Genomic DNA, 13,899 nt, shown 5'->3' on the forward strand with positions numbered 1-13,899 from the left:
TTTCCCATCCGACCGGCTGTCCAACCACACCTGCATGACAAGCCGATGACCCGATCATGCATGCACGAACCTGACTGAAATGTTTGTTTGGCGATACCGCCGATGCGTTACAACACACCGTGTTTCAAGGTGTAAAACGAGCGTGAAGGAAGACCCGCGTTCTTGCAGCGCAGCAGCGGTAATCGATGCAGGAGGTGAATGCGCGCGCTGCGCGTCAGCGGTGCCCGCGCTCTTCCTTCGAACGTGCGCGACGATCGAAGATCAAGGCGCTCAGCACGATGCCGAGGCCAAGGAAGACCCCGATGAACATCAGCATGAAGGCAATGGCTGGATAACCGAACAGGTGCCAGCCGGTCTCCACCTTCATCATCATCGCCGCGGCGAGAATGAGCGCCGCGGTGACGATGCCGGCAGACACGCGGTTGGCGATCTTCTGCAGGTTCTCCATCAACCGCGATTCTTCCAGCCCGGTCACCTTCATCTGCAGGCGGTTCTCGGCCAGCAGCGCGAGGATGTCGGACATCTTGCGCGGGCCTTCGCGCAGCAGCTGTTGCATCTCCATCGCCTCGCTGGCCAGGTTGGCCGCCGACAACGATTTCTTCAGCCGCGCACGCATCACGTGCTGCAGCTGTTTCTCCACGATACGACGGGTATCCAGGTCCGGCGACAGCAGCCGGCACACGGTTTCCAGGTTGAGCAGGGCCTTGCCGAGCAGGCTCAGCTCCGGCGGCGTGCGCAGGCCGCTGGCGGTGGCGATGCGGACCAGGTCGAGCACGACGCGGCCTTCGGAGTAGCTGGTGTTGGCGGCGTAGCGGGCGATCATCTGCCCGGTTTCGCGCAGGTAGCGCTCCTCGTCGAAGGATTCCAGCCGCGTGCTGATGCCGATGATCTCATCGGCCACTTCCTCGCCGCGCCCGTCCACCGCGGCGAAGAGCAGCTTGAGCAGGCGCTCGCGCAGCCGCGGCGGCATGTGCGCGACCATGCCCAGGTCGAAGATCGCCAGGCGCCCCTCCGGGGTGACCCGCAGGTTGCCCGGGTGCGGGTCGGCATGGATCTCGCCGTGCACGAAGATCTGGTCGACATAGCCACGGATCAGCGCCGCCGCCAGCGGTGCCATCGGCTGCTCGGTGCGGCGCACGTCGGGGATCATGTCCACGCGCACGCCGTGGGCCAGCTCCATGGTCAGCACGCGGTGGCTGCAGTAGTCCCAGATCGGCTGCGGCACCCACAGCGGCTTGAACGGCTTGAGGTGTTGGCCGAAGCGCTGCAGGTTCTCGGCCTCGGCCTGGTAGTCCAGCTCCTGCATCAGGGTCTTGGCGAACTCGTTGAGCCAGTCGCGCAGGCGCACGCGACGGCCGACCTGGGTGAGGTGGTCGGCGGCCAGCGCGAAGCTGCGCAGCACCTCCAGGTCCGAGCGCAGCTGGGCGGCCACCTCCGGTTTCTGCACCTTGACCGCCACCTCGCGGCCGTCATGCAGCTGGGCGCGGTGCACCTGGGCGATCGAGGCGCAGCCCAGCGGCACCGGGTCGAAGCTGGCGAACAGCTTGGAGACCGGTGCCCCCAGTTCCTGTTCGATGATGGTGGAGATGCGCTCGACCGGGATCGGCGCGACCTTCTCCTGCATCCGCTCCAGCGCCGTGGCGAACTCCACCGGCACCATGTCCGGGCGGGTGGAGAGCATCTGCCCGAGCTTGACGAAGGTGGGGCCCAGCGATTCCAGGTCGGTGACGAACTGCTCCGGGTTGCCCTCCGGCGGCAGGTCCTGCATCGCCCGCGCATCCAGGTTCATGCCCGAAAACACCCCCGAATGGCGGTACCGCAGCAGCAGGCGCAGGATCTGGCTGCGGCGGTTCATGCCCTTGACCAGCGACGGCGTACCGGGGGCGACAGGCGTGGTATTCAAGCAGGGCTCCAGCAAAGGGATCATCGGCAGTGTCGCCGGGAGGGGGTGGTGGGCCGGTGAATCCGCCGGCCGCTACCGCCCCACACCCCGGATCGGGCAGAATCCACGCTCCCGCTTGATCTATTGGATTGCCATGGCCGGTGCCAGCCTGTTTGCGTTGCTCGATGACATTGCCGCGCTGTTGGACGATGTGTCGGTCCTGACCAAGGTCGCGGCCAAGAAAACCGCCGGCGTGCTCGGCGACGACCTGGCGCTGAACGCGCAGCAGGTGACCGGGGTCAACGCCAACCGCGAGCTGCCGGTGGTCTGGGCGGTGGCCAAGGGCTCGCTGGTCAACAAGGCGATCCTGGTGCCGGCCGCGCTGGCGATCAGCGCGCTCGAGGCCTGGCTGCGCGGCAAGGGCTACCCGGTGCCGATCGTGGTGCCGCTGATGATGATCGGCGGCGCGTTCCTCTGCTACGAAGGCGTGGAGAAGCTGGCGCACCGCTTCCTGCATTCGCAGGAAGAAGATGCCCAGCAGAAGGCCGCGCGGCTCAAGGCGCTGGCCGATGAAAAGGTGGACATGGTCGCGTGGGAGAAGGACAAGGTGAAGGGCGCGGTGCGTACCGACTTCATCCTCTCGGCCGAGATCATCGTGCTGTCACTCGGCGTGGTGTCCGCGTCGCCGTTCCTCAACCAGGTCACCGCGCTGGTGATCATCGCCCTGGCGATGACGGTGTTCGTGTACGGCCTGGTGGCCGGTATCGTGAAGCTGGACGACGTCGGCCTGTACCTGTCGCGCAAGGGCGCGGCGCTGGCGGCGATTGGCCGTGGGCTGCTGGTGACCGCGCCGTGGCTGATGAAATTCCTGTCGGTGGCCGGCACGGCGGCGATGTTCCTGGTGGGTGGCGGCATCCTGGTGCACAACGTGCCGGCCCTGCACCACCTGGTGCTGGAACTTGGTGGCGAAGGCCGTTGGGGCTGGCTGGTCAACGCGGTGGGCAACATGCTGGTCGGCGTGGTCGCCGGCGCGATCGTGCTGGCCGCGGTGACCGGCATCCAGAAGCTGCGCGGCAAGCAAGCCGCGCATTGAGGGTGGCGCCGCCGCGCCTGGCGCGGCGGCGCTGGCCGTCGTGGCGCACCGCCGTTGCGCGGGACGCTATCCAAACGCGCGGCGGGTCAGTCGGCCTTCCAGGCCCGCACTGCATCCAGTTCCGCACGCGCGCGGGCCAGGCGACGACCGGACAAGGCGTCGAGGGCGCGCTGCAGGCGTGGCGACTGCGGATCGCGCCGATGCCAACGCCGTGCCAGGACCAGCAGGGCGGTCATCAGCGCCGCCCCGGCCACCAGCGAGATCAGCAACCAGCGCGTGGCAAACACCGACAGGTCCACGCCCCACGCCTGCCAGGCCACCAGCACCGGCACCGCCAGCCACAGCCAGCACCAGGGCAGGCCGAGCAGCAGTTCGCCGGCGGCGGTCTGCAGGCGCAACGCCGCCAGTTGCCGCGACTGGTCCAGCACCGGCTGGTCGGCATGCAGCTGCCGGCGCAGGTGCAAGCGTGCCGCGCTGGCGATGATCACCGCCACGCAGTAGGCATGCAGGGCCATCGCGCTGAGCATGACCGCCAGCGGTGGCCGCGGCCACCAGATGCTGCCGCAGTAGATCGCCAGCGCCAGCCAGAACAGCAACCGCATCACCTGCATCGCCCCGAAGGCGGACAACTGGCGCTGCGCGGCGTGCTGGCGGTGGCGGCGCCACGCCTCCAGCGCGGCGGCGTCCTCGCCATCGCCGCGGGTGGCGTGCTGCTGCCACATCTGCTTGAGCGGATCGGTGGTCTGCATCGGCATGTCCTCAGGGGGTGGGGTCGAAACGCGCGCGCAGCTGCTGGCGCAGCCGGTGCAGGCGGGTGGAGACGTTGGCGCTGCTGATGCCGAGGATGTCGGCGATCTGGCGGTGGTCGTAGTCGTCCAGGTGCAGCAGCATCAGCGCCCGGTCCAGCGGCGGCAGGGCGTGGATCGCTGCTTCCAGCTGGCGCAGGGCGTGCCGTTGTTCGGCCGGCGCGGCCCCATCGGCCGGCAACGCCTCCTCGTCCAGCGGCGCATGGTGGCGCTGGCGCAGCTGCTGGCGGCGCAGTTGCGAGATCGCCACGTTCAAGGCCACCCGGTACAGCCAAGTCGAAAAGCGTGCGCGGGCCGGGTCGAAGCCGTCGAACGCATCCCACGCCTGCACGCTGATCTCCTGGATCAGGTCGAGCCGGTCTTCCTGGTGGGCGCAGTAGCCGCGCGCGATCTTCAGCACGATCCCGCGGTGCTGCTCGAGCAGGCGGGAGAACTGGGTGCGCGGGTCGGCGGCGGTGGTCTTCATGGGCATACCGGGATGATTCGCACCGCCGCGACAGATATCACAGCGCGGCGACGATCATGGTGGCGCGTCCGCTGCCTGCACGCGGTTCTTGCCGACCCGCTTGGCTGCATACAGCGCCGCATCGGCACGCCGCAGCAGCGCATCGGCGCTTTCGCCCGGCAGCCACTGCGCCACGCCGGCGCTGAAATGCACCGGTACGCGCTGTTCGTCCAGCTGCAGCGGGCGCTGGGCCAGCGAGCGCTGCAGGCGCAACAGGGTGGACATGCTGTCCGCGCCGGGGGTTTCCGGCAGCAGCAGCACGAACTCGTCGCCGCCGAGGCGGGCGATCGCATCGGTGCTGCGCAGGTGCAGCTGGCACACCGCGACCAGGTGGCGCAGCACTGCGTCGCCGCCGGCATGGCCGTGCGCGGCATTGGTCTGGTGGAAGTCATCCAGGTCGATCAGGGCCAGCGCCAGCGGGTGTGCGTGGCGGCCGGCCCGGGCCAGCTCGCGTTCGACCAGTTCGTCGAACCCGCGCCGGTTCAGTGCGCCGGTCAGGGGATCGGTCCGGACCAGCCCGGAGACGTCGCGCAGTTCCTGCTCCAGCTCGGCGATGCGGGCCTCGGCCTGTTCCACGTCGCGGCGGGCATTACCCAGGTGATCACGCGCCTGCAATGCCTGTTCCTGCACGCGGGTGGTGTCCTGCAGCACGTCCTGCAGCAGCTGGTTGAGGTCGGCGATGCTGCGCGCTTCGCGCAGCGCCAACGCGTAGCTGCTGATCCGGTCGTGGTACTCGCCGGTGCTGACCGCCATCCCGTCGAGGCGTTCGATGAAGCCGCCCATCAGGTGCTTCATCGCCGCCTTGGATTCGCTGATGCCCTGCTTCAGCAGGCCCTGCTTGTAGATCACTTCACGCAGGTTGATCCGCGCCTGCTCGACCGACTCGCGGTCCAGCGGCCCGCCGATCAGTTCGCGCACCGCATGCACCTGGCCGTGCAGCCAGCTGCTGTCGTCGAGCAGCTCGCCGATGTTGTCCAGCAGCAGGTCGAACAGGCTCAACAGCAGCTCCTGCTGTTCCTGCCAGCCATCGCTGCGCACGCCGATCTGGTGGGTCAGTTCGCGCAGGCGCAGTTCCAGCGGCTGCAGCGGCTGGCCGGGATGCCAATGGCGCAGCTCGGCGGCGATCTGCACCGGCTCGTCCTTCAGCTCGGGCATGTTCTGCAGCAGGCTGGCCACGGTCACCCCGAGGGTATGCCGCAGCAGCTCGCGCAGGCGCACGCTGTCGGGCTGGCCGTCGGGGCTGTCCTGCTCGATGGTGCGGATGTACTTGTCGATCAGCTGGCGCATGGCCCGGCCGTAGCTCACCCAGTCGGCGCTGCGCTGGGCCGACTGCAGGCGCAGGCCCATGTCGCCGAGTTCGCCGGGCAGGGTGGACATGCCATTGGCGAAGGCGGCCAGCAGCGGCTCGGGGCTGTCGATGCCGGCGAACAGGCGCTGCAGCATGGCGCTGGTGCCGCCCTTGGGGCCGGGCGCCTGCGCGCTCGCCGCATCGATCACGCGGGTATCGGCCTGGCGCCGCGACAGCAGCCGGCCCACGGCGGTGCCGGGGCTGGGAGGAGCGTCGTGCGGGTCGGTCATGCGGCAGGTCCTTGGCGGATGACCGGCGTCGGTCGCCGGGGCGGTAGGGAGGTTGGAACAGTATCGGCGCGGCGCAGGCAGGCTTGAACGCGCCCTCCCGCCACGGCCGGTATGCCACGATGGTAGGCAATCTGAAGGCAGGAGCGTGCGATGAAGGTGATGCTGGTAGGCGCGACCGGCCTGGTCGGCGGGCAGGTGCTGCAGCAGCTGCTCGACGATGCCCGCTGCGATGCGGTGGTGGCCCCGACCCGACGGCCGCTGGCCGTGGCCGATCCGGTCCTGCTCAACCCGGTGGTGGACTTTGCCGCGCTGCCGGTGGACGCCGACTGGTGGGCGGTGGATGCGGTGGTCTGCGCGCTGGGCAGTACGATCAAGCAGGCCGGCAGCCGCGAGATGTTTGCCCGGATCGACCACGACTATCCCTTGCAGGTGGCCACCCTGGCCCAGGCGCACGGCGCGCAGGCGTTCGTGCTGAACTCGGCAATGGGCGCCAATGCGCAGTCGCGGATCTTCTACAACCAGGTCAAGGGCCGGCTGGAGCAGGACCTGCGCGGCCTGGATTACCCGTCATTGACCCTGGTGCGGCCGGGCCTGATCGGCGGCGAGCGCGCCGAGCGGCGCACGGGCGAACACCTGGCCGGCGTGGTACTGGGCGCGCTCGGCCACGTGCTGCCGCGCGCTTGGCGGATCAATCCGGCCGAAAACATCGTCGCGGCGATGCTGGAGGCGGCGTTGGAGCCGCGTCCGGGCGTGCAGGTGATCGATTCGTCGCAGTTGGCCTGATTTGCGTAAAGGCAAGTAGGCCGATCCCCGCGTTGGAGGGCCTCGGCGGGGGCGGCCCAAAACTGCTGGCGACGGGAGAGCGGGTGACCCGGCCGATGGCAGCACGGCCAATGGGCGCATAGGTCGTGAATCACAGGCGTCCCTCAGGCGGCTACTCCAGTGGCCGGACGCTGGGCGCACGCTCCTCGGCAAACGTCCTGTAAAGCGAAGACGCACGTTCGTCCGCGACGGCACGTTCAATGCTGCTCAGGTCTCTTCCAGCCAACTCGCCCGCCGCCTTGCTGTCGCCCAGGATGTAGGCCAGCCGCAGGTATGCATAGCTATTGATGGGGTCCGCACTACTTCCTTCCAGATAGGCGTCCGAGATGCCGTAGTAGGCATAAAGAGACCCTGCCTGCGCCGCCTGACGAAGAATCGTAAGGCCAGAGAGGAAATTCGACTCGACGGCTATTCGCTTGCCGTAGAGCACCTGCGCCGCGCGATTGCCGGCATCTGCCTCGATCCCAAGCTGGGCGGTGTTGAGAAGACTGAGTCGCTTGCTTTCGTCCTCGCTGGGATAGCCATTTTCAATGAGCCATCTCGCCTCATTCAGGCTGCGCGCCTGTAGCCGCCCACTGGCTCGACAGCGTTCGGGGATGCACAGGTAGTCCTGCTCTGCGCGGCGATTGAGCTGCTGCTGAGGGGCCGCAGTTCTGGGATGCGCTCGCCGCCCCTGATTCTCTGAGGCAGTCGGATGCAACGCCGGGTCGGACGGTGTTGATTCGCCAGTGCAGGAAGTTGCCACAACAACCATGCAAAGAGCGCACGCTCCGGCGAGAAGCTTTCCTTTCATCACGGTACCCCGCACGTGTTCTGATGTATCGCTCTCCACCATTGAGAGCAGCCAGCGTCTTCAGTAGTGACTCGCCATTTCGCTCCGATCGAATTCTGCACATCGGCCGAATCAAGGATCGCGGGTGGAATGTAGTCCCCAATCGGTAATCCGTACAGTTTCGCCTGCGAAATGAACCAGTCGATGAAGGATTGTTCGTCATTGCTCTCCTGATCGAAGGACCTCATGATCTCAAAGCAATACCTCTCGGGTCCCGTCAGCGTGCCGTGCAGGCGGTACGCGTTTGAGGCGTTCATCTGTGCGTTGCAAGCAAGATCGAGGCCTATTCTGAAGTTCCGGTTGGCATCCTTCAGTGACATGCCTTTGGCAAAGTTGTCAGTCTGATCACGAAGGGCACCCTCCATGAACCAGCGCGCACCTTCGCTTACCTGGATAGCTGAGCCCTCGTAGGAGACAGTGTCTCTCGAGAACGCCAATGCCATCCGCATGGTTGATTTGCTTCGCAATGAGGCGCCGGGATACTGATCCTCTCCATACTCAGGTCCCGACGGGAACGGAATAGGGTTCGGGCAGGATTGGGGCCTCGTGGCCATCAAGGTCCGGCATATCTGCTCAGTGTCTGGATTGCCTCCGGGGCCCCCACCATCTTCGCCCCCATCCAAGTCAGGCGGTTTAGGATCCGGAGGGGGAGGTGGCGTGTAATCAGGTGGAGGTGGGGTAACTTCGAACTCGGGCGGTGGCGGATCGGGCACCGCATCAACTGGCGGTAGGTTGGTGGTTGGTGGCCCCTGCGTATCTGTCGTATCAAGTGCTGATGCGTCGGCTGATGCCAATCCAATGCCGGCGAGAAGCAGACCTATACTCAGAGCCTTCTTGATGCTGATGCGTAGATCATCAGCACAGCATGTAGCGGCAAATGCTCTTCCTTGGTAGATCACGTCGACTCCCTTCGCGATTATTGAGTTGCTTCGTTTGTGTAAAAACCATTAATCCACGCGCTTCATGCTGTTTCCAAGATTCATGGCGCGTCTCTCGAAGACCTCGTTGAATAGTGTTTCTCCATCAGTATTGAAATCGGACCTTGCTTTCTCGATGAGCTTCCTGGCCAGTTGATTGCCCATAGATGGGAACAAGTGGGTGAGTGCAGCGACCGATGCATGACCGAACAGCGTGATGGCATCGGCGATGCGAGGGTCCACCGGGCCGCTGTTAGACCCATGGAGCGCTGATGCGAGCGAGGTCGCCTCGTCCAGCCACGACCTGTAGTGCATGCATGGATATTGATCACGGGGGGCTGCCGACGGAGATTGCCATTTCCGCGCAATCCCCTGTTTGTCGAAAATCAACCTCCATGCAAAATACATCGCGTACGAAGAACGGCTTGCCAGAGCAAGCTGGAGGACGATGAAGCGTGTCGAACGTCCATTTCCGTCCCTTAAGGGATGGATCATGAGGAGCTGGTAGGCGAGAGCCTCGAAAAAGGCATTCGACTCTGATCGCCGATTGTTTCGAAAGAAAAGTGCCAGATCCTGAAGCTGCGCCGGGATACACGTGGCTTCGGGAAGTACGAGCGATGAGGCTTTCGGACCGGCCGATCCCACCCACGCGAAATCGGACCTTCTCATGGCATCCGGGATCTGAAGGGCTCCGGCTATCTCAGCGAGCTTGGACTCCGGATCGTCCGGAAAGTCCGAGACCGCATGCTTGGTTGCCTTCGCGACCCACGCGAAGTCTTCAGCGCTGATGCGGCCTCCGACGCGCTGTCCTCGATGGGTAAGGCTGAGCCTGTGGCTCAGGTTGTAGAGCGCTTTGAATACAGGAGGGGAAAGATTCTCCCATTCCTCCCTGGTCGAACGCTCGCATTTGAGCTGAGCGATGGGATGTGGGTGAGCGACGCGCAATGTGTGTGCTCCCCAAATTCTGTCAGATGCGCAGACGCGAATCAGCGGCCTCGGACTGAAATGGGTTTTGGGCGAGATCTCTCTCAAAGCTGCTGCTTTCATGGAAAAGACGCCGGATCGTGGTGCCTGAATCTTCTGCGTTCACCGACAGTAATGACCGTGAGGCCCGTAGCAGTATCAGATCATTCGATCCCGCTGCCTCTTTCGGCCCGGTGTTCTTCTCTCCAATATCTATTGCGGCGGTATGTTTCGCTTATTGAGTACGCAGTTTGCCCATGGGTGAGGCACGCATGGGGGATGTCGAGGTCGTGGCAATGCATGCACCGACAGGATGCACGGCACGCACGCGGGGTCGCTGCGTCGCTCAACGCTCGGTGTTGTCGGGGTGAGACGTGGAACGCCGCAAACGACAACGGCCACCGTGCGGTGGCCGTTGTCGTCTTCCTCATTGCCTGCCGACCCGTCGTCGGCAGTTACCACATCAGCTGGCCAGCGCCAGGTCATCCATCATCGCGCGCAGGAAGCGCGCCGCTTCGCCGCCGGTGGCGGCGCGATGGTCGAAGGTGACCGATAGCGGGATGACCTTGTGCGCTTCCACGCCGCCCATCACCGGGGTCATCTGGTGGCGGGCGCGACCGGCACCGACGATGGCCACGCACGGCGGCACCACCACCGGGGTCGCGTAGCGGCCGGCGAACATGCCGAAGTTGGACAGCGAGATGGTGTAGCCACTCAGCTCGGAAGCGGCGATCGAGCGCGATTCCACCTGTTCGCGCAGGCGGTTCACGCCTTCGCGGATGCCGCGCGCGTCGAGCATGTCGGCATTGCGCAGGGCGGGCACGAACAGGCCATCGTCGGTGTCCACCGCGATGCCGATGTCCACCTGGTTGTGCAGCGTGCGGGTGAGCGCGTCGCCGTCGAACCAGGCATTCAAGGCGGGCACCTTCTGGCAGGCCACCACGATCGAGCGCACCAGGCGCGCGGTGACGTCGTTGCCGGGCACCCAGGCGTGGATGTCGGCGTCGTCGTTCAGCGTGGTCGGTACGACCTTGCTGTGCGCGTCGGCCATGACCCGGGCCATGTTGCGGCGCACGCCCTTGAGCGGTTCCGGCTGGCCCTTGGCGACCACGCCCGGCGGCTGCGTGCGCATCGGGCGGCCGGCCGCCGACAGCGGCGTACGCGATTCGGACGGGCGGGTAGCCGCTGCCGGTGCGGCCACGGCGGCCCGCGCGGGGGCGGCACCGATCTTCGCGCTGCCATCGGCGGCGGCCTGCTTGACGTCGGCCATGGTCACCGCGCCGTCGGCGCCGGTGGCACGCACGCGGCTGAGGTCCACGCCGAGCTTGCGCGCGGTGGCACGCACGGCCGGCACGGCCTTGACCCCGCCGACCGCCACCGCCTGCTCGGCGTGCACGGCGTTGGAGCTCTGCATCGCGCCGACCACGGTGCCGGCGTCATCGCGCTCGGCGGCGGGCTTGGCGATCTCGCCACCGTCATCGGAGGCGACCACCTTGTCCGGGTGCGCGGCCGCAGGTTGGCCGGTGCTCGGGGTGGGGGCCGGGGCGGCGTGGCCGTGGCTGTGGCCGGTATCCTGGCCATCGGCGCGCTGCGGCAGGTTCGGGTCCAGTTCGAACTGGGCCAGCACGCTGCCGGTCGGGATGATGTCGCCCTCGCCACCGGCCAGCTTCAGCACCTTGCCCGAGAACGGGGAGGGCACTTCAACCACGGCCTTGGCGGTCTCCATGGAGACCAGCGGCGCATCCAGCTCGATCACGTCGCCGACCTTGACGAACCATTCCACGATGGTTGCATCGGGCAGGCCTTCGCCGAGGTCGGGCAGGTGGAAATTCTTGTTCTCACTCATGTGCAGTTCTCTTCCAGCAGTTCGAGATCGCGGGCCGGCAGCCAACCCGTCGCGCCGTTCGCGCGCTCGGACCACCACCAGCCACCGTGTTCATGATGCAGTTTGACCAGTTCACCGCTGTCCACGTCCAGTTCGCGGGCGTCATAGTCGCGCAGGGCTTCTGCGCGACCATCGTCCAGCAACTGCAACCACGCCACCGGTGCCCAGCCGGCACGCCCGTCATCGGTGCGTACCCAGGCAAACGCCGGCCATTCCTCGTCACGAACACCGAGTTCGACGATCTGGCCGGTGCGGAACCGGAGCGGGTTGGGGTACTGGCTGCGGTACGGGCCTAGGAGGCGGGCCCGCACGTCAGCCTGCCGCAATGGCGCGTTTGGCCGCGCTCACGATCCGGTCCACGCTGGGCAGGTACTTCATTTCCAGGCGGAACAGCGGAATGTGGGTGTCATAGCCGGTGACGCGCTCGACCGGTGCCAACAGGTCGTACAGCGATTCCTCGGCCAGGCGCGCGGCGATTTCCGCACCGAAGCCCGCGGTCTTCGGCGCTTCCTGCACGATCACGCAGCGGCCGGTCTTGGCCACCGATTCGGCGATGGTGGCAAAGTCCAGCGGGCGCAGCGTGGCCACGTCGATCACTTCGGCGCTGATGCCTTCGCCGGCCAGCTTGTCGGCCGCTTCCAGCGCTTCCTTCACCTGCGCACCCCAGGTCACCAGGGTCACGTCGGTGCCATCGCGCAGCACGAAGCACACGTCCAGCGGCAAGGCTTCGCCGTCGTTGACGACCACTTCCTTGTACTGGCGGTAGATGCGCTTGGGCTCCATATAGATCACCGGATCCGGCTCGCGGATCGCGGCCAGCAGAAGGCCGTAGGCACGCTGCGGGGACGACGGCAGCACCACGCGCAGGCCCGGCACGTTGGTGAAGATCGATTCGTTGGCTTCGCTGTGGTGTTCCGGGGCGCGGATGCCACCGCCCCACGGCACGCGCAGCACCATCGGGCAGTGCAGGCGGCCACGGGTGCGGTAACGCAGGCGCGCGGCGTGGCAGATGATGTGGTCCACCATCGGGTACATGAAACCGTCGAACTGGGCTTCGGCGACCGGCTTCATGCCCTGCGCGGCCAGGCCGATGGTCAGGCCGGCGATGGTGGTTTCATCCAGCGGGGTGTCCAGGATGCGGTCGGCGCCGAAGCGCTGCTGCAGGCCGGCGGTGGCGCGGAACACGCCGCCGTTGACGCCCACGTCCTCGCCCAGCACCAGCACCGACTTGTCGTGCTCCAACTCCCAGGCCAGGGCCTGGGTGATGGCTTCGATGAGGGTGATCGGGGTGGTGGTCATGCTCTGTTCTCCGCGCGCGACGGCGGCGCTGTCGGCGGCGTTGGTCTGCGCGCCGGAGGCGCCGTTCTTGATCTCATCCATGGCGCTGCTCCAGGGCGATCGCCTGCGCACGCTGGGCCAGCAGGTCCTGCGGCGGATCGGCGTAGAGGAAGTCGAACATCGCCTCGACCGGCTGCACCGGGGTGTTGAGGTAGAGGTTCACTTCCTCGTCCACGCGCTTGCCGCACTCGGCGGTCCACGCCGCTTCCTCCGCCTCGCTCCACACACCGGCATGGGTGAGGTACTTGCGCAGGCGCAGCATGGGCTCGCGCTGCCAGGCATCCTTCACCTCGGCGTCGTCGCGGTAGCGGCGCGCGTCATCGGCGGTGGTGTGGTCGGACAGGCGGTAGGTCATCAGTTCCAGCACCGTGCCACCGTCGCCGGCCAGCGCGCGCTCGCGCGCCTGCAGCATGGCGGCCATCACCGCGATCAGGTCGTTGCCGTCCACCTGCAGGCAGAACAGGCCACCGGCCAGGCCCTTCTGCGCCAGCGTTTCGGCACCGGTCTGGGCCGAACGCGGGACCGAGATGGCCCAGCCGTTGTTGACGATGCACAGGATCAGCGGGAGCTTGTAGGCACCGGCGGAGTTGAGCGCAGCGTAGAAGTCGGTCTTGGAGCTGCCGCCATCGCCGCACACCGCGACCGCGATCTGCTTCTCGTTGTTGAGCTTGAACTTCAGCGCGGCGCCGGCGGCGTGCAGGCACTGGGTGGAAATCGGCACGCAGAACGGGAAGTCCTTGGCCGCGTTGCCGCCGTAGTCGTTGCCACGCTCGTCGCCGCCCCAGTACATCAGCACGTCGCGGGGGCGCACGCCACGCATGAACATCGCGCCGTACTCGCGGTAGGACGGCGCGAACACGTCGTCCTTCTGCATCGAGGCGCCAATGCCCACGTGCGCGGCTTCGTGGCCCAGGCAGGCGGCGTAGGTACCCAGCTTGCCGGTGCGCTGCAACGCGATCGACTTGCCGTCGAACACGCGCACGAACAGCATCTGCTTGAACATGGGCAGCAGCGCGCGCGGGTCGCGCAGCGCCTCGGGCAGGTCATCGCGGACGAGCATGCCGTCCGTGTCCAGGTACTGGAGGTATTCGATCTTGAACTCAGCGGCAACCGTCATTGCGTACTGCACCTTCGACAGGAAGTTACAAATGATATGAATTGCCATGTTAAGGAAGGCGTACGAAAAAGCCGTCCTGCGGCGCAGCAAGTGTCCCGGTGGACATTACGCCGATATACCCCATCGGGGGTGCGAAATGCCAATGACTGCAACGTATTCAG

The 13,899-nt window shown here is 66.3% G+C and carries 12 protein-coding genes and 1 pseudogene; 2 read left to right on the forward strand and 11 right to left on the reverse strand.

Annotated elements, in window-relative coordinates:
- Nucleotides 1-214 precede the first annotated feature (214 nt).
- Nucleotides 215-1,870: pseudogene (locus tag M2421_RS16705) on the reverse strand (AarF/UbiB family protein); the annotation flags it as partial.
- 166 nt (nucleotides 1,871-2,036) lie between these two features.
- Here M2421_RS16705 and M2421_RS16710 point away from each other — a divergent pair.
- Complete coding sequence (locus M2421_RS16710; RefSeq protein WP_259208977.1) at nucleotides 2,037-2,975, forward strand: DUF808 domain-containing protein; 939 nt, start codon at nucleotides 2,037-2,039, stop codon at nucleotides 2,973-2,975.
- An 86-nt stretch (nucleotides 2,976-3,061) separates the two neighbouring features.
- Here the strand turns inward: M2421_RS16710 and M2421_RS16715 are convergent, their stop codons facing one another.
- From M2421_RS16715 to M2421_RS16725, 3 genes are read right to left on the reverse strand one after another with little or no spacing between them, the layout of a single operon-like run.
- Nucleotides 3,062-3,724, reverse strand: a complete 663-nt coding sequence (locus tag M2421_RS16715; RefSeq protein WP_259208845.1) for a hypothetical protein — start codon at nucleotides 3,722-3,724, stop codon at nucleotides 3,062-3,064.
- 10 nt (nucleotides 3,725-3,734) lie between these two features.
- Complete coding sequence (locus M2421_RS16720) at nucleotides 3,735-4,247, reverse strand: sigma-70 family RNA polymerase sigma factor (protein ID WP_259208847.1); 513 nt, start codon at nucleotides 4,245-4,247, stop codon at nucleotides 3,735-3,737.
- Nucleotides 4,248-4,301: 54 nt separating this feature from the next.
- Nucleotides 4,302-5,864 (reverse strand): GGDEF domain-containing protein, encoded by a 1,563-nt coding sequence (locus M2421_RS16725; RefSeq protein WP_259208848.1) that lies wholly within the window; start codon nucleotides 5,862-5,864, stop codon nucleotides 4,302-4,304.
- Between the two features lie 150 nt (nucleotides 5,865-6,014).
- Between M2421_RS16725 and M2421_RS16730 the strand changes: the two genes are divergently transcribed.
- Nucleotides 6,015-6,647 carry an NAD(P)H-binding protein gene (locus M2421_RS16730; protein ID WP_259208850.1) on the forward strand — a complete coding sequence of 211 codons (633 nt, stop codon included), beginning with the start codon at nucleotides 6,015-6,017 and terminating at the stop codon, nucleotides 6,645-6,647.
- A 151-nt stretch (nucleotides 6,648-6,798) separates the two neighbouring features.
- Here M2421_RS16730 and M2421_RS16735 read toward each other — a convergent pair whose 3' ends face one another.
- The 7 genes from M2421_RS16735 to pdhA all read right to left on the reverse strand — a co-directional run bounded on the left by M2421_RS16735 (nucleotide 6,799) and on the right by pdhA (nucleotide 13,738).
- The gene (locus tag M2421_RS16735) at nucleotides 6,799-7,479 is read right to left on the reverse strand and encodes a hypothetical protein (protein ID WP_259208853.1); all 681 of its coding nucleotides are present in this window, start codon (nucleotides 7,477-7,479) and stop codon (nucleotides 6,799-6,801) included.
- The gene (locus M2421_RS16740; RefSeq protein ID WP_259208854.1) at nucleotides 7,479-8,417 is read right to left on the reverse strand and encodes a hypothetical protein; all 939 of its coding nucleotides are present in this window, start codon (nucleotides 8,415-8,417) and stop codon (nucleotides 7,479-7,481) included. Before M2421_RS16740 ends, M2421_RS16735 begins: the two co-directional genes overlap by 1 nt.
- Before the next feature lie 48 nt (nucleotides 8,418-8,465).
- Nucleotides 8,466-9,482 (reverse strand): Fic family protein, encoded by a 1,017-nt coding sequence (locus M2421_RS16745; protein WP_259208855.1) that lies wholly within the window; start codon nucleotides 9,480-9,482, stop codon nucleotides 8,466-8,468.
- Nucleotides 9,483-9,861: 379 nt separating this feature from the next.
- Nucleotides 9,862-11,244 carry a dihydrolipoamide acetyltransferase family protein gene (locus tag M2421_RS16750; protein ID WP_259208856.1) on the reverse strand — a complete coding sequence of 461 codons (1,383 nt, stop codon included), beginning with the start codon at nucleotides 11,242-11,244 and terminating at the stop codon, nucleotides 9,862-9,864.
- Nucleotides 11,241-11,594 (reverse strand): SH3 domain-containing protein, encoded by a 354-nt coding sequence (locus M2421_RS16755; protein WP_259208857.1) that lies wholly within the window; start codon nucleotides 11,592-11,594, stop codon nucleotides 11,241-11,243. Before M2421_RS16755 ends, M2421_RS16750 begins: the two co-directional genes overlap by 4 nt.
- 1 nt (nucleotide 11,595) lies before the next feature.
- Nucleotides 11,596-12,663: an alpha-ketoacid dehydrogenase subunit beta gene (locus M2421_RS16760; protein WP_259208859.1), complete on the reverse strand. Its 1,068-nt coding sequence runs from the start codon at nucleotides 12,661-12,663 to the stop codon at nucleotides 11,596-11,598.
- The gene (pdhA, locus tag M2421_RS16765; RefSeq protein WP_259208862.1) at nucleotides 12,656-13,738 is read right to left on the reverse strand and encodes a pyruvate dehydrogenase (acetyl-transferring) E1 component subunit alpha; all 1,083 of its coding nucleotides are present in this window, start codon (nucleotides 13,736-13,738) and stop codon (nucleotides 12,656-12,658) included. Before pdhA ends, M2421_RS16760 begins: the two co-directional genes overlap by 8 nt.
- Nucleotides 13,739-13,899: the final 161 nt, after the last annotated feature.

This window comes from Stenotrophomonas sp. BIGb0135, from assembly GCF_024810105.1.
Classification (GTDB): domain Bacteria; phylum Pseudomonadota; class Gammaproteobacteria; order Xanthomonadales; family Xanthomonadaceae; genus Stenotrophomonas; species Stenotrophomonas maltophilia_AB.